Source organism: Pedosphaera parvula Ellin514 (genome assembly GCF_000172555.1).
Classification (GTDB): domain Bacteria; phylum Verrucomicrobiota; class Verrucomicrobiia; order Limisphaerales; family Pedosphaeraceae; genus Pedosphaera.
Map to the genome: position 1 here is coordinate 109683 of NZ_ABOX02000001.1, position 19030 is coordinate 128712.

The 19030-nt window shown below is 53.1% G+C and carries 2 protein-coding genes; both read left to right on the forward strand.

Annotation, left to right across the window (positions count from 1 at the left end; all coding sequences use genetic code 11):
- Positions 1 to 104: 104 nt before the first annotated feature.
- The gene (locus CFLAV_RS00445; protein WP_007412596.1) at positions 105 to 1661 is read left to right on the forward strand and encodes a S8 family serine peptidase; all 1557 of its coding nucleotides are present in this window, start codon (positions 105 to 107) and stop codon (positions 1659 to 1661) included.
- 368 nt (positions 1662 to 2029) lie between these two features.
- The gene (locus CFLAV_RS00450) at positions 2030 to 19030 is read left to right on the forward strand and encodes a choice-of-anchor C family protein (RefSeq protein ID WP_007412597.1); all 17001 of its coding nucleotides are present in this window, start codon (positions 2030 to 2032) and stop codon (positions 19028 to 19030) included.

Below are 19030 nucleotides of genomic sequence, written 5' to 3' on the forward strand. Positions count from 1 at the left end.
AGGTTGAGGATTTGAAGAGGGGTTCTATAAATGCCAGGGTGAAGTGGCGTCTGCTTTCAAACCTGATTCTGTTCTTGTGCTTTGGCACAGCCTTCTGGTTTGAAATGAACCACCACGAAACTTCGCGCGATAACATTGCAAGTCATGGCACCCATCCGTCGAGCTTGTCCACAATCGGGTTGGTTCCAAATCATCCTTTGCAGAAGGAGAGTGCTAAACATTCGTTCACGCAACTTGACTATACCACGCCAGCCAACCGGCAGAGACCTGCGTCCCTCCCGATTCCAGGACGGCGGATTCCATCGGCGATTCCGTTTGCACAGCTCACTTCACCGCAGTTGCCCGGGCAAGCCGTCCCGCTTCCCGAGGCGAATACGCTGGCGCATATAAATTTTCAAAAGGGGGATTTTGGAATTTTGAAGGCGTCCAATGGAGAAACCATCAGGTTTAATCCGGAGATGATTCTGGTAAAATTTCGCGATCTCAATCACGTGGCCGCTCTGCATGTGGAACCAATGAGAGAATGGGATGCAGTTCAAATAGTTCGCCAAAGAACCGATGTCCAGTTCGCGGAGTTGGACGTGTTTCAACAGCGGCAATTCACTCCCAACGATCCAGCGCTATCAAATCAATGGCATCATCAAATCATTGGCAGTTCTTTTGCCTGGGAGAAAAGCTTGGGCCAACCTTTCGTGCGCATTGCCATTGTGGATACTCCCTTTCAAATGAATCATCCGGATCTCGCTCCAAACACAGTGGCTGGTTGGGACGTAGTCAACAATGTCCCCGTAACCTCGAGTGCTGGCAGCGATCATTCCACCATTTCTGCCGGGATGGCTGCTGCGGTGATCGGAAACCATTTGGGTATCGCCGGAGCAGGGAACTGCACAATCCTCCCGATTAACATCAATGGCGCTGCCAGTGAAATGTATAATGCCACCATCTGGGCAGCCGACCACAATGTTCGCGTGGTCAATATAAGCTGGAGTGGCGCCGACAGTGATACCGTCGAAGCCGGTGCCTTCTATTTGAAAACGCACGCACGAGGCATTCTCGCCATGCCCGGGGTGAATGGTTTTGGTTTTCTAAACTACACCAATCAGCCGGACATCTACTGCATCTCAATGACCGACGCGGCAGATAATGTAACCGGATCGAAATTTGGCAATCACATCGATTTCGCCGCACCCGGCGTTAACATTTTCTCCACCACTACCAACAGTGGTTATGTTACTGCCACCGGGACAAGTTACGCCACTCCACTCTTCTCTGGAATCGTCGGTGTCCTCATGAGCATCAATCCCACCCTGAGCCCTAATGAAATTATTGATGTTCTTAAGACGACCGCAGTTGATAAAGGCGAAACTGGTTGGGACCAATTTTACGGTTGGGGACGTGTTGACTTTGGAGCGGCGGCAACCGCCGCGGCCTCTTCACTGCCCAGGATTCTAAGTGTTCAACCGGCCAACAACCAAATCATGGTATCCGCGGACTATAAATCCGGACTTGTTTACTCCTTGTGGAAAACCACCAGCCTTTCCCCCGTGAACTGGATTCAACTTACGAATTCCTTTCAAACCAATGCAAGTTCCATCGCCTGGCTCGATACTTACTCCGGCACCAATTCAGCTTTCTACCGCGTGCAGGCAGCCCTTCCGTAGTTTGGTGGGGATTCAGTGCGCACTACTCCTTTCGGCCCATAGTAACTTGCTGCGCATTTCTGGTAGTTTTTAAATCACGAAGTTGGTTTACGCACAGGAATCTGCGATTGTGAAAAGTCTCAGCGATGGTTTGCAGGCACTTTCAATACGTTCGCGAATTGGATACATGCTATTAGCTGTACTTTAGCCGACCCGCTTTGAATCGGATTAACTGTTAGCTCAAAATTACGGTCGGGAAGCGCGCAATTAAGTTTTTTAATTGACACCTCTTGAGCCGAGTTATTATACCAAGAATTCGCGTATGCCTCGTGCGTGTGTCTTCTCGAACAACGAAGGTCGCTCAATATCAGTCAAGGTCCTTTTAATACATGCATTTTTTAAAACGATATATTTTGTCGTTGGTGATTTGTTCTCTCTGCAACGGCATGCTGCAAGCAGCCAGCTTCACCTGGACCGGATCAACTTCAACCGATTGGTTCAACACCAATAACTGGAATCCCAAAGCCATTCCTGGACCTGCCGATACCGCTGTCATCAATAGCGGCACGGTGAATGTTGGCAGTGCCGCCAATGTCGGAACCGTTACTCTCAGTGGTGGCGCGCTGAACGGTGCTGGCAGCCTCGTTGTTTCAAATTCTTTCAATTGGACTGGAGGAACCCTGGGGGGAAATCTCACCATCTCCGCAAATGCGACTCTTAATCTGAGCGGCAGTGGCGTTCGCGATTTGCCAAATGCCACGCTGGTCAATTATGGCACGGTGGTTTGGACAGGCGGTCAGGTGCGCGGTAATGGCAGTACCACCATTACCAATGCCGGTCTTTGGATCGCGCAGGTGGACGATCAAATCAACAATGCCTACGCTGGCACACCCAACTTTTACAATACCGGGACCTTCCGCAAATCAACCACCACGGGCATTAGTTATTTTTCCGGCATGCTTTTCAATGGTGCCGGAATTGTCGATGTTCAAACCGGTACGCTGAATTTTAATGCTGGCGGAGTCTTCGACGGTTCTTACAGCGCAGCGAATGGGGCTACGATTAATTTTAACGGGGGCGGCTCTCTCCAAGGCACCAATACCGCGGCCGCAGGTGGAATAATTGCGCTCACTTCGGGAACTTTCACCTATACTCCCTCCCTCAGCTTCAATGGCCCCGGCATTTGCCGAATCACTGGCGGCAGTCTTGCCCTTGGCAATGACGTGATTCCCAACCTCCAACTCGCGGGTGGAACCATTACGCTGAGTCCGACATTTCAAAGCGGTTCAATCACCAACCTGACTCTTCTAGGCGCCACTCTTAATACCACTAACACCGTCACTGGCATCTTGAACTGGAACGGCACCATCAATGGCGCTCTGACGATTGCCTCCGGAGCCGTTTGTAATTGGACCAATGGTCGTTTTGGAGGAATGCTGATTGTCGCCACCAACTCGGTCCTCAATATGAGCGGTGTAAATGTCAAAGACCTGCCGGATTCGACCTTCGTGAACAACGGCACCTTAAACTGGAGTGGCGGTTCTGTTCGTGGCAATGGGGTGACCGTTTACACCAATAACAATCTCTGGCTGGCCCAATCGAACGATCAACTCAATAGTGCATACGGCGGGTCCTCCACATTTTACAACAACGCAACGTTTCGCAAATCCCCGGCCACCGGCACGACCACCGTCTCTGCTACCTTCATTAATAATGGACTTATTGACGTCCTGACCGGTACGCTGACCCTGTCTGGCGGTGGTTCCTTTGGAGGCACCCTCCAGGCGGCGGCGCCCACCACGGTTAACTTTTCCGGTGGCGGGTACCTGAATGGGAACTATACGGTTGCATCCACCGCCAGCCTTAATATGACCGGCGGCAACTTTTTTTATGGCCCCTCCCTCAGCTTCAACGGAGCTGGAAGCAGCAGCTTTGACGGTGGCAATATCACGCTCACCAATGCTCCCATCCCCAATCTTCAACTCACGGGCGGAACGATTGCCCTGGGCCCAAACTTCGAAAATGGCTCCATCACCAACCTGACCCTGAATGGTGCTACGCTCTCCGGTACCAATACAGTTACTGGTACTTTAAATTGGCTCAGCGGTTCTGTTTCGGGCTCGCTCACCATTTCAACGACTGGTGTGCTCAATCTTTCGGGCTCAAGTTCCAAGACTCTCAGTGCCGTTTTGACCAATGCCGGCACAATCAACTGGGCTGGTACTGGGGATTTCCAATTGATTAACAGCGGCGGACCCGGCGCCATCTACAATTTGGCCTCTGGTATCATTGATGCGCAATCCGACCAGGGCCTGCGAAACTATTATGGCGGTGAGTATTTTAACAACGCCGGCCTGTTCCGCAAATCTTCCGGAAATGGCACGACCACCATCTACGTCACCATGGATGATACCGGCACGGTGAGTGCGCTGTCCGGCACGATTTCGCTCCACAACGGCAACTTTGGTGGAAACTTTCAGGCAAACAGTGGCACTTCCATTAATTTTGCAAATGGCGGTAATCTTTCAGGCACTTTTACTGCCGCTGCAGGTGGAAACATCAACTTGAGTGGCGGGGCATTTACTTATGTCCCTACAGTTGTTTTCAACGGTGCAGGGAGCAATCAGATGACCGGCGGAAGCATCACGCTCATCAACGATGTTATCCCTGGTCTTCAGCTAATCGGCGGTACGGTCGGTCTTTCACCCACGTTCCAGGGCGGATCCATTACTAATTTTACGCTGAACGGTCCCGCACTGGTTGGCACCAATCTGGTCTCCGGCATTTTTAATTGGAATGGCGGCTCGATCAATGGCGTTCTGACCGTAGCCACGAATTCAACGATGAACATTGGTGGCGGCGTGACTAAAACCCTGTATGCCTCATTGACAAATGCGGGAACGGTTATATGGACCGGCGCGGGGGATGTGCAGTTGGTAAATAATAGCGGTTCAGGTGGAGCGATATATAACCTGGTGGGTGGTCTTTTTGATATCAGGAACAATCAAGCGCTGAACAACTACTACAGCACTGAGTCTTTCAGCAACGCTGGTCTGGTGCGGAAATCCCTCGGCACCGGAACCACCATTTTTAACCTCTTCTTCACCAATACTGGCACGGTGAGTGTGCTTAGTGGTTCACTTAGCTTCCGGAATGGAAATTTCGGCGGATCATTCCTCGCCGCCAATGGCACCGGATTAAATTTCTCAAACGGCGGTGTGCTCAGCGGTTCCTTTAATGCCGGTTATGGAGCGCTCATCAACTTTAGCAATGGCACGTTTACCCAGATGCCTTCGTTGTCCTTCAGCGGGGCGGGGAGTGCCACATTCACAGGTGGAACGCTGACTTTGTTGAACGATGTCATCCCAAACCTGCAACTCACCGGCGGGAATGTCATCTTGGCACCTTCGTTCCAGAATGGCGTTATTACCAATCTCACCGTGAATGGCATCAGTTTAAACGGCAGCAACACGGTGACGGGAACGCTCAACTGGCTTTCCGGCACGATCAATGGCCAGTTGTACATTGCCACGAATGCTTCCCTGAACATTAGTGGCTCGGCCACAAAGTCATTAAATGCCTCGGTTGTAAACGCCGGAAATATTCTGTGGACCGGGGCTGGGAACTTCCAGTTCATCAACAACGTTGGGATGAGCAACCTTGCCGGAGCCGTATTCGACATTCAAAATGATCAAACGCTGGGTAATTATTATGGCGGTGAGTACCTTAATAATGCCGGACTGATTAGAAAAACAGTAGCTGGCGGGACCACCACCATGGGAGTGATGGTAAACAATGCCGGCACAGTCGATCTCGAATCTGGAGCCTTCACCTTTAATACGAGTGCCACCTTGGGCGGCAGCTATCTCGCCGCCACCAATACGGTAATTAATTTTTCCGGTGGCGGTACCTTAAGTGGAACTTACACCGCTGCCGCCGGTGGCAGCTTCAATTTGTCAGGCGGAAATTTCATCAACACCACGAATGTTCTGTTCAATGGAGCGGGCTATAATGCCATCACCGGCGGCAGCCTCACACTCCTGGCTGATACGATTCCGAATTTGCAACTGCTGGGCGGCACTCTCTCCTTGAGCCCCGCCTTCCAAGGCGGTTCGATCAGCAACTTCTCCTTGAATGGGCCGAGTCTTGCCGGCTCCAATTATGTTTCAGGTGTATTTAATCTGAATGGTAATAGTGCCGTGAATGGTTTCCTGACGCTGGCACCCAACTCAACATTGAACTGGACCAACGGTGGCTTTGCCGGGGGATTATTCATCGGGACGAATGCCAACGTGAACATGGGTGGCAGTGCAACCAAATACATATCATCCACCGCCACCAATGCTGGAACAGTCATTTGGGCCGGGACGGGTGGCTTCCAGTTTTATAATAATGCCGGTTTCGTGAATCTTCCGGGAGCCATTTTTGATATTCAGAGCGATCAGAACATGGCTAACTATTATGGCGGCGAATATTTCAACAATGCCGGCCTCCTGCGCAAACGGATAACCACAGGCACCACCACCATCAACCCAATCCTGAACAATACTGGTACTGTTGATATCCAGACTGGCACTCTCACCTATAATAACTCGGGCAGTGTGAGTGGAACATTCCTGGTCGCCAGCGGAGCAATCCTTAATCTCAATGGAGGCGGCAACCTGACGGGAACCTTTACTGCAGCCGCCGGTGCCATGCTCAATCTGACATCCGGCACTTTCACCTATGGTCCCACATTGAATTTCAATGGCGCTGGCGCTTATCGCTTTACCGGCGGCACCATCACCTTCAACAATGATATCATCTCGAACCTGCAACTTCAGGGCGGCACGATCGCACTCAGCCCCACTTTCCAAGGTGGCGTGATCACCAATCTTACGCTCAACGGTCTGACCTTGAACGGGTCAAATTATGTTACCGGCATTTTGAATGTGAATGGCAGCGTGACCGGGCCGATGACCATCGCGCCCAACGCAACAGTAAACTGGAGCGGTGGCGGGTTTGGAGCCGGATTCACAGCGCTTTCCAACTCAACGATTAATATTACGGGAAGTGCGGGTAAATCCATTTCGGCCAACTCTACCAACGCGGGCACCATTGTCTGGGGCGGAACCGGTGGCATTCAGTTCTACAACAATGTTGGCTTGAACAATCTTCCCAGTGGCATATTGGACATCCAAAGTGACCAATCTTTTGGCAGTTATTATGGCGGCGAATTTTTTATCAACTCCGGATTGGTTCGCAAATCAGTCGCGACTGGCACCACCACCATTGGCATTTTATTTTCTAATTCCAATACTATGGATGTTCAGAGCGGTTTGATCAGCTTCAACAACACTTTCACCCAGAGTAATGGCACGTGGAATTTTGGGGTCAACGGCCCTGGAAATTATGGGCATCTCGGGTTCACCGGCACTGCTCCGCTGGCGAAAACTCTCAATGTTAATTTGAACAATGGTTACATTCCTCCGACCGGAACTTCACTGGCCATTGCAACTTATGCCTCCCGCAATGGGACCTTCACGAATGTGAGTCTTCCAACCAATGGTTTGTTCTGGCAACTCGCCTATGGCGCGAGTGCGACCACTCTCAGCGTGACCAATTCTGCCGGTCCGGTCATCGCCATCACCAGTCCCACAAATAATGCCGCATTCACCGGTCCGCTAAGCATCAATATTAATACTTCGGTGACGGACACGAATGCAGCGATTGCGAAGGTGGAATATTTCCAGGGCACGAACAAGCTGGGGGAAACCTTGTCGAATCCATATAATTTTACCTGGAATAGTGTTCAGCCTGGCCTCTATACAATCACTGCCCGGGCCACGGACGCACTTGGAGCCCTCGGTACGTCAACGCCGGTTAACCTCACGGTTTATTCCTCGAACCCGCTTCAGACCACCAACTTTGTCTGGAAGGGAACCATCTCCAGCGACTGGTTTACCGCAGGTAACTGGAGCCCGACCGGTGTGCCCGGCGTATTGGATAACGTGATTATCACGAATAACAGCACGGTGAACGTGGGAGCAAATGTCAGTGTGAATAATCTCACGCTCACCACTGGAACCCTGCAGGGTAACGGGGTGTTGACGGTCACGAACAGTTTCAACTGGAGCGGCGGGGTGTTCACCGGTTCGCTGGCGATTGGCAGCAACGCGATCTGGAACATAACCGGAAATGTTAATCACGATTTCCCCGGGGCGAAGATTGTCAATTATGGCTCGGTTGCGTTCGCTGATGGAAGTTTGCGTGGCAGCAGCACGACCTTGACCAACTTCGGGCTCTGGACTTACCAGGGAGACCTTGATTTCAATAGTGCTTATGGTGGCTCCTACACTTTCTACAATATTGGAACACTGCGGAAGGCTGGCACCACCGGAAACGCTTACTTCAGCAGCGTTGTCCTCAATAACATCGGCACAGTGGATATCCAGGCAGGCACGTTCAATTTCAATGGGGGCGGCACGATCGGCGGAGCTTTGAACACGGCAGCAGGCGCCGTAATCAATTTTGGGAGCGGTAGTTTCGTAGTGGGAGCCACTCCGGTCATTACGGGCTCTGGTATTTCCCAGTTCAATAACAATTCCAGTTTGACGTTGCTTTATGATCGAGTGCCCAATCTGCTGTTGAAGGCCGGCACCATCATTCTCGGACCTTCCTTCCAGAACAACGGCGCCATCACGAACCTCACTCTTTCCGGCGCGTCGCTGTCGGGCAGCAATCTTGTCACTGGAACATTCAATTGGTTCAGCGGGAGCATCAATGGTTCTCTGAATATCGCGAATGGGGGCACCTTGAACGTGCTGCCTGGCAATGTTCATGATCTTCCCAACTCCAGCCTGGTTAATTCGGGAACTGTCATTTGGACCGGCGATCAATTCCGTGGCAATTCAAGCACCTTCATCACCAACAATAGTTTGTGGCTGGCTCAATCGGATGACCAAATCAACGCGGCCTACGGCGGCACCGTTACTTTTGTTAACAATGGAACTTTCCGTAAATTGGCCAGTGGCGGTACCAGTTATTTTTACGGTACTGCCTTCGTAAACAACGGCACAGTGGATGCCCAAAGTGGCACCATCAGTTTCCAGAGCGGTGGCACCATCGGTGGTACATACAATTCAGTCGCCGGTGCCGCAATCTTGTTCGAAACGGGCGGCTTCACACTAAATTCCCAGCCAAACTTCACCGGGTCGGGTGCCTTTCAACTCACCGGCGGCACTTTGACCATGACTCGGGATATCGCTCCCGCCCTGCAACTGACGGGTGGCAATATCGTGGTGAGTCCCTCATTCCAAAATGGCGGCAGCATCACCAATCTCATCCTTTCCGGATCGACCCTGACCGGGACCAATGTCGTGACGGGCTCCTTTACCTGGAATAAGGGAAATCTCGTTGGTGCCCTTACCGTGGCAACCAATGCCACACTGGTTTTGGGCGGCAATGGCTTGCATGACATGCCGGGCGCAACCCTGACCAATTTCGGCACGGTGCTCTGGAATGGCAACCAGGTCAGGGGAAATGGCACCACGCTGATCAATAACCAAAATCTTTGGCTCGCGCAGTGCGATAGCGATTTGAACAGTGCTTATGGCGGACAGGCGCAATTTGTTAATAATGGAACCTTTCGTAAGCTTGCCAGCGGAGGAACGACCACCTTCAACGGTATGGCGCTCAATAACAATGGATTGGTCGATGCACAGACGGGCACAATCAATTTCAGTGGCGGCGGTATCATCGGCGGCAACTACAATACGGTCAAGGGCTCATTGATCGACTTTGCCTCCGGAAATTTCTTTTCCACGGTCACACCAATCATTGCCACCAATGGCGTCACCCGCTTCAGTGGCGGGACTCTCAACCTGGCGTATGATTGCAGTCCCAACCTTCTGCTGGTCGGTGGAAATGTCAGCCCGGGCGCTGCCTTCCAAAACGGTGGTGCGATTACGAATTTGACGATTGTTGGATCCACACTGATCGGCTCCAACAGCGTGGCCGGCACCTTCAACTGGATCGACGGAAAGCTCAGCGGATCGTTGACGGTGATCTCCAATGGCTTAATCACGATCAGCGGAGGCAGTGACAAGGACATGCCTGGCGCCTGGCTGGCTAATAACGGCACCGTGCTGTGGCAGAGCGGTCGTATTCGCGGCAACGCCAGCAGCAGCATCACCAACAATGGTTTGTGGCTCGTCCAAAATGATTATGAGATGAACAACGATTACGGTGGCAGCGGCAATCTCAGCTTTGTGAACACCGGCACCTTCCGTAAGCAGACCACCTTTGGGGGAACCGCCTTCAAGAATGTTCCTTTCAGCAACTCCGGAATTCTTGATGTTCAGAGTGGCACGATTAATTTCAACGCCGGTTACACGCAAACCGGTGCCTCCATGTATTTCGGCATGAGCAGCCCGAACGTTGCCGGTCACGTGAATATTTCCGGAAATGTAAATCTCGATGGCACTCTGCGCCTGAAATTTGCGAATGGTTACACACCGGTTACTGGTGACACGGTTGCCTTGGTGAATTACGCATCGCATAACGGGACCTTTGCCAACCTTGACCTCCCAGCCCTCGCTAATGGGCAGGGATGGAAGGCAGAATACGGTGCGGGCGGAGTTGTCCTCACCATTATTCCTCCGCCAGCAAATTATAATCTCCAGATCAGTGGATCAGTAACTGATAACCTTGGTCATCCGATCGCCGGGGCCAATGTTTATGCGGTAATTGACCCGCTCACGACCACGAACCTCATTCAAAACGGAAGCTTCGAACTGCCATCGAATAACGGCAACGGTTATGTGCTGTATAATTCCGGCGCCACCAACATTCCCGGTTGGCGAGTGATGGGGCCGGTGAATGCAAACATTGCTCTGGTTAATGGTTATCTGGGAGCTCCAGCCGACGGCGCACAATATTTGGATCCATCCGGCAACACGGGCAATGGCGGAATCGCCCAGACCTTTTCCACCGTTCCCGGCAAGACTTATCTCCTCATCTTTTATCATGGCACCTATAGCACTCACGGGTTGAATGCGCTCGGAGTGAGCGTGGGCACCAATGCCTATACCTTCGGAGAAACCAGCACGAGTAACCTGGGCTGGACGCGCGAGGAAGTCAGTTTCGTGGCCAGTTCGAATCTCACCACCCTGACGTTCATGGATTTGTCCGGTTACGATGCCAACGATGCCTTTGTGGACAACGTCCAGGTAGTTCCGCCCGGCTTTGGCAATGTGTTGTCAGCCGTGACGGATACGAACGGTCATTATGTTGTGGCGGTGCCGAACGGCACCTGGCAGGTGGGCGTGAATGGACTGCAGGCGCTGGGATACAACGATGTGTTGAATCAAACCATTGGTCTGAACAATTCGAATGCAGTCGTGAATTTCGTCACGACCCCGCTTGTAGGGCAGGGGACGACTTATTCGATCACCACTTCCGTAAATCCTCCGGGCGCAGGCAGCGCTATTGGCGGTGGCACCTTTGTTTCCGGGGCGAATGTAAGCTTAACAGCAACTCCCATCACCAATACGTTGCCTTACCTGTTTGCAAACTGGACGGAGAACGGTGTGTTCCAGAGCGCCAATTCAACTTACACTTTCCCGGCGATTCGGAATCGTCAATTGGTGGCCAACTTCACTCTTCCGCAGTATGCAATAGCAGCCACGAACTCGCCGTCGAACGCAGGTTCAATTACTGGCGCGGGCTCGTATTTCTATGGCACAACCAATGTGCTGACCGCTTACCCGAACTTCGGTTACTACTTCGCCAATTGGACGGAGGGAACCAATGTGGTGGGAACAAATCTCAGCCTGTCCACGGTGGTTTACAGCAATCACACTTTTGTCGCGCATTACAACGAAGCCAATGTCTCCCACGTGGTAACCACCGTTACCTCACCCGCCGGTTTGGCTGCGGTGGCGGGTGCGGGTGTTTATACCAACGGGCAGGCGGCAAACTTTAGTGCGCCGATTTCCATCACCAATTCGCCATTCGTTTATACGTTCCACCAATATACCTTGAGCAACACGGTGGCGAACACCAATGCCAGCTTCAGCAAGCTCTTTTCAACGCTCGACCCGACGAACCTGCAATACATCGCGGTCTATGATGCCAAGAATATTCTTCCGCTCGTCACGAACGTGAATTTCAATTTTGGCAATGTCGTGCCGGCTACCACCAACTTCCAGCTCAGCTTGCAGTTTGACCGGACGATGAATACGAACTTCGCCCCGTCTCTGGTCGTCACGAATACTGCTGCGGCGGTTCAAGCCAGTGTCCCGGTTGGTGGATATTGGGCGACCACCACGGTTTCGAACGATACCTTCTTCGCCCCGCCGATCACGTTTTCGACCGGCATGGATGGCACCAATCGCTTCTTTGCCTCCGGTGCGACGGATTTATTCGGTAATGCTCTCGCCCTGACCAACGTTGCAAATGTTCTGGTGGATGTAACTGCGCCAGCGAATCCTTTGCTGGCCATCGCCTCCTCCAACAGCACTTCGATCATGGTGAGCTGGTCCAATTACGTAGCCCCGGCTGATCTCAGTGGCTTCCGCATTTATATCCAGACGACGAACTTTTCCTCCGTTGCCGGATTGCCGATTCTGACAGGTGTTGGCTCAGCCGGCCGCAGCTTCCAATTTGGAAACCTGGCACTGGATACGCCGTATTATGTCGCGGTGCAGGCGCTCGACGTGGCCGGAAATAGCAGTGCTTCCGTGACACCGTTGCCAATGACGCTGGCCAGCACCATTCCGCCAGCCGTGGCCGTGCAGTCTTCAGCGGTTGGGGCATCCTCCGCGCAACTGAACTGGAATGCATACAATGCTTCGGGTCTCCTCGGCTTTGCCGGCTTCCGCGTTTATTACGAACAAACCAACTTCACCTCGGTGGTTGGACTGGCCTCGCGAGCCACGCTGGGCACTGGCGTCCGTTCCTTCCAGGTGGACGGTTTGGATCGCACCAAAACCTATTATCTGGCCGTTGTTGGTTATAACCAAGCCAATGGCTTCAATCCAAATGTCACCACCGCCAAATGGTCTGATCCTTATGGCGGCACCATCGGCATCAATACCACGATTGGCGGGGCAGGGCAGGCAGTGGTGGCGATTAATCAAAGCATCCTGGTGGCAAGCAATGCCACACTCACCATCCAGCCTGGCACCACGTTGCTCTTTGCACCTGGCAGCAGCTTGACGGTGCAACAAGGCGCCCTGGTTGCGAATGGCACCGCTCTCGACCCGATTACTTTCACGTCCGCCAACGATACGCAGGGCAATACTCCGGCTCCTGCGGATTGGAACGGGGTGACGCTGGGCAATGGCGCGGGTGCGTCGAGCCTGAGGAATGTGTTCGTGAAATATGCGAAGGGTGTCACGGTCAGCAGTTGTGCCCCGACCATTGATGCGGTTACGGCTACTTACAATTCTCCATACGGACTGGGCTTGCAGAATGGCGCGACGTTGACCACCAGCAATGCACTGCTTGTCGCCAATGACCTCGGCATCAAGCTTAACGATACCTCCTTCCTGAACCTCCAGAATTCTGTCATCAAGAATAATGGAACCAACATCTTCAACGCTGGCAGCACGGTTCTTGCCGCAGCGCAAAACTGGTGGGGTTCGGCAGCGGAACTGGATGTAACCAATTCCCTGGTTGGAAATGTCACTTATAATCCGTTTCTCACCTTTGAGCCGCTATTGACACCGGCACTTGGAACCTCCAATGGATTAAGCCAGGTTGGCGGTCAGGCCGTGAATTTGAAACTCGCCTGCCGGACCGCGGATGCGATGCGCCTCAGTGAGGATTCCACCTTTGCCGGTGTGTTCTTCACACCTTTCACGAATTACACCGCCTTGCCGCTCTCCGGTGGCGGAGGAGTGAAGCATATCTACGCGCAATTCCGCAGTATCACCGGCCAGACCAATACACCTGTTTCCCTGACGGTGAATTACATTACCGGCGGACCGGTGATTCAGTCGTTCAGCTTGAATGAAGGGCAGATTTTGAGCCGGCCAGTTACGGTGACGGGATCAGCCACGGCAGTTTTGGGCATGGCGAACATGGAGTTTTATGTGGATGGTGTGCTGCAGGGCACTAATGTCGGCGGCACGTTCTCGCAATATTTTGATATCAGCCAGTTCAGCAACGCCGTTCACCGCGTGAAATTGCTGGCGCGCGACACCAGCGCAAACATTGCCACGTTGGAAAATAATGTACTGATTGCAGTGACGTCGCCCAATACGCCGATCATCACTGTTCCGAGCAGCGATATTCTGATCGCCACCAATGTTTATACTGTGAGTGGCACAGCCGAACCGGGCATCAACATTCAATTGACGCGCAACGGTCAAATCGTCGGCACCACCATAGCGAATTCAAGTGGCGGCTTTACCATTACGAATGCTTTGCTGGTCGAAGGTGCAAACACTTTGGTGGCGGTGGCCTCCGATAACACGGGCGTCACACCCTCAGCTGTGCGTCATATTACGGTGGACAGCGGACCGCCCGTGGCGGTGACCCTGGACGCGCCGGTTTACAATCCTGCCTCAGGCCTGGCTCTGACCTGGCATTTCCCGACCACCGGTGAACATGCCACCAAGTTCAAGGTGTTTTGGCGCAGCAGTTCCTTCACCTCCACCAATCAGGCGACTGGTCAATCGGTGTTGCTAAACTCCTTGAATTACACGGTGCAAGGAATCGCCAATGGAACCTACTATTTCGGTGTGGTTGGGTATGATGATGCCGGAAATTCCAGCCCGCTCTCGCCGCTCGTTTCTACGACTTACGATGCCATCCCGCCGACCATTGGCATTGCCTACGACAGGCCTTCACCCGTTGGCCTTGGCCCGGTTCACGTCGTCATTACTTCAAGTGAAGCTCTGTCGGTGGCACCAGCGGTCACCATCAAGCCGAACGGTGCTCCGTCACCCATCCTGCTGAATTTGACCAATACGGCTCTGAATACTTATGAGAGCTCGTTCAATGTCACCGCTGCATCTCCGTCAGGATTAGCGGCAGTGCAGGTCACGGCTCAGGACCTGGCCGGCAATGTTTTCAGTGGCAGCCCGAATGGCGCGCAATTAGTCATCGATACCACGGCACCGGTGGCAATCATTGCCACCTTGCCCGTAGCCCCGGTTCAGGTAACCAACGGCACCAGCCTGGGAGTTATTTTGCAACTTACCGAGTTGGTCAAGGCAGGAACGACACCGACCTTGAACTTCACACCGCCGGTTGGCAGTGGCGTATCCATTCCGCTGTCGGGATCGGGCAGCAATTGGAGCGGCAATCTCTCGTTGACCACTTCCATGGGAGCCGGATTCGCTCAATTTTCCTTTTCTGCCCAGGATGCGGTCAGCAATGTGGGAACTAATATTTTGAGCGGTGGCAAACTGGAACTTTATACGAATGCCCTGCCAACGCCACCGGCAGCGCCTATTAACCTTGCTGCCACCAGTTTGCAGGGAGGCTACGTGCGTTTGACCTGGAATGCCGTTTCCAATGCGGAGATTTATCGTCTTTATCGCGATGCTGACACCAATCTGGTGGCTCCCACCAATTTGGTAACGGACGCCATCACCAGCAATAACATTGTTGATCTGCCGGGTGTCGACGGTTTCTATCATTACGGTGTGACTGCGAGCCGTCGCGGGTCTGAGAGCGGTATCTCGAATGTGGTCGTGGCCATTGCCGACAGCATTGCGCCGGCAGCCCCAACCAATGTCGCCGTGGCTTTGGCGGTAAGCGGCGTCCAGGTTTCCTGGCAGGAACCTGCCGGTGGCGAAACTCCGGATCATTACAGTATCTATCGCAACGGCACATTCCTGAGGACCGCACCCGATACCACACCGATAGTTGATTATCCTCCGCGCGGAACGAACTCCTACGTCATTGCCGCCGCTGACAAAGTCGGAAATGAGAACGCTAGTGCTCCGGCTTTGATCCAACTACTCGTTAGCCCGGTAGTGAACCTCTCCGTGTTGGTGACTGCTGGTCAGGCCACAGTCCTTAACTGGGTCGGCAACGATGGCACTGCGGTTGGTTACAATGTTTATCGTAATGGCATCAAGCAGAATGCCTCGCCAATCCCGGGAAGCACCTTCACCGATAATCTGCCTCCATCCGGAGTCATTCAGTATGCGGTCACGGCAGTTAACAACGCCGCTCAAGAGAGTCCTCAGCGACTGGTAAATGTTTATCAGGTGGGATTGGGGTTGCTGGTTAATTCAGGAGGCACCGGCACCAACAATTCATTGCTCACCGGCTATTTTGACCAGTTCCAGGTGGGAGTTACGAACCAGACCAGCACGAACAATCTGCAACTGACGCAACTGGAATTGTATCGCACCATCACGGGGCTTGATCCGGCGACACTCACGCGTGCCGTCACTACCAATCTTGATGCCGGAGCCAGTGTGGAGCAATCCGTCATCTTTGTGGAATCGCCGGTGGCAGCAGCTCAAACCTTGCGTGTGCGGGCCTTCCAACACACAGACAGCGGTGGCAGCAGCGTCATTTACCAGCAAATATTTGCGCTCAACGATATTCATCAGCCAGATAAGGCAGTCAGCGTCTCCATCAACCAGTTGCCTTTGGCCGGCGGTTTATCTTCGTTCCAGATTCAACTGGCCAACCGTGGCTATGTCGATATGGATGTGATTGTCTCCCGCGGCAACGGCGGTCAGCCCGGAGATATTTATATGTCAGTGCAGAACGGTTTGGGCCAGGAAGTCAGCCGCACTCCGTTCAGCGGCACTCCGGCCGGAACCACCTTCCTGAACGACGGGCGTGCCTACGTTCATATCAAAGCCGGTGCGACATTGAATTTTACCCTGCCCAACGTGCTGGTTCCTGATGCCCTGGCCGGAACGACCAACACAACCTTCGTTTGTGTGGTGAGCAACATTTACAGCCAGATCAACACTCCGTTCGAACTCACCTCCGGACCGTTGAGCGGCAGCATGGTTTCCAGCCTGGCGCAAACGGCTTATTATGGAACCTCCCACACTGACAAGACCAACTATTCCAACGATGATCTGATCTTTATCAGCGGTCAGTCTTTGGATCGTCAGACTGGTTTGCCGGTGCCGAACGCCGCGCTGCAGTTGGGCTTTGGCTCGCGCGGGTTCAAGTGGTACCGGCAGATCACCACGGACGCCAACGGGAATTATCAATATACTTATACCAACACACCTGGCTTTGGCGGTAGCCTGACCATTTGGGCGGCGCATCCGCAGGTGGTGGATCAGTTGAACCAGGTGCAGGTAAATGTTTACCGGCTCTATCTCACTCCGGCCCTGGGCGATATCCGCATGTCGAAAAACGATGTGTTGAACTTCTCCATCCAGATGGTCAATCCGGGGAACATTCCTCTGACTGGATTTAACTACAGCGTGACTGCTTACCAGATGTCCGGCACCAACCAGATACCAGTGACAAAAGTTACAGGGACCAACTTCATCGCTTCAGATTTCGTATTGGGACCGAATCAAAAGCAAAGCATCAATTTGCAACTGAAGGCGGCCATCGATGCGCCGGATAACGTGCAGGTGGTGTTCAACTTCACTTCGGCTGAGGGCGCTTTCGCGAACTTTGTGGGCAATGTCACCTTGTTGCCGGCGATTCCCGTGCTCTCCGTTGTTTCTCCAGCGTTGGGTTATGTTGATGTCAGTTTGAATCGCGGCGACCAGATCAGTCGCCAGGTCACGATTGCCAACAAGGGATTGCGAGACCTGCAGGGCATCACCGTCGTCCCGCCCACCAACGTGAACTGGATGTATGTAAACCTGCCGATTTCCGCCGACGGCCTGATCCATCTGCCCGACCTCGGCGTGGGTCAATCGAACAGTTTCCTCGTGGTCTTCGCACCGCCCACGAACACGGTGCAGGATTACTATTCCGACACCATCCGCATTCATGGCACCAACTCACAGACAGACTTCCTGATCAATACCTATGCGCTGGTTACGACCGGCCAAAAAGGCGGTGTTCAATTCGAAGTCGATGACATTTTGGGTGAGCAGGTGCCGAATGCAGCGATTCGTTTGCGGAATACTCTGCTGCAAATTGATCTGCCCCCGGTTTATTCTGACACCAATGGTTTCTTCACCATTACCAACCTGCAGGAAGGCAGTTGGAGTTGGCAGGTGAGCGCGCCGGGCTATTCACCCGCAGTCGGCACGGTAGACGTGGTTCCGGGTCAAACGGTTTATCAGCATGCGCGATTGAATAAGAGTCTCGTCACGGTGAACTTCACTGTCGTGCCGGTGCCTTATACCGACCGGTATCAAATACAGATTGAGCAGACGTTCGAAACGCACGTGCCATTGCCGGTTCTGGTGCTGACGCCAAACTACAGGCATTTCGATAATGTCACACCGGGATTCGAAGCCAGCTTCACCGTCACGGCGCAAAATCAGGGTCTCATCCAAATGGAGAACGTGACCATCAAAGGCTCGCAGGACAACCAGGCGACCTTTACGCCGCTCATCACTTACATGCCGTATTTATTGCCGCAGCAAAGTGTGGATATCCCGTTTGTGGTTACCTTTGCCGGCACCAACGCACCAACGCAGCAAGGGGCGGGAGATGTGCTGGCAGGGTGTCTGCCTGATTTTGGCGGGTTTATTGGAGATCTCGGAGCTTTCATCGACGGCTTGAATGCCATTGCCAATGCAGAAGGTCGTTGCCAGAAGGACAACACTTTGGTGGCGCTTGCCGGGTCAGTTGCGATAACAATGTCAGTTGTTAACTTCGCGGAAGGCATCGCTGACATCGTGACGGGGGCTCCTGCGGCGCTGGCATCTTATGTGGGTTGTGTGATTGGATCGCTCCTNTGCAATTCAACTGGTATATCGTCCGGTGGCAGCGGTGGTGCTAGCCCACAGCAATCCGTGCAGAACTTCCAGCCCACCGGCAATGGTTGCTTCTCTCCGGACACGCTGGTGTTAATGTCCGATGGCACCCAAAAACCGATCGCGGAGGTGAAGACCAACGACATCGTGCGGACTGGTGTTCGCACAGAGAACACAGCCATGGTGAGCGGAGTCTTTACACTGGACTCTGACAGGCTGCATCGAATCAAATTTGAATCGAACAATGGTCATGCCAGAGCCGATTTGCTTGCGACAGAAGAGCACTTGTTGTGGGTGGACGGCAAGGGTTGGACCGCGGCACAGAGCGTGCGTGCGGGCGATTACCTTTTCAACTCGCAAGGTGTGCGGGCCCAGATTGTGAGCAATGAACGACTCAATCAGAAAATGAAGGTCTATACGCTTAGTCTTATGGGAGACACTGCATTCTATGCCAATGACCTTCTAGTCCACGAGTTGTGCGGTGTCCCACCGCAGTTAAGCCAGGTGAATGCAACGGAGGTGGTGAAATGA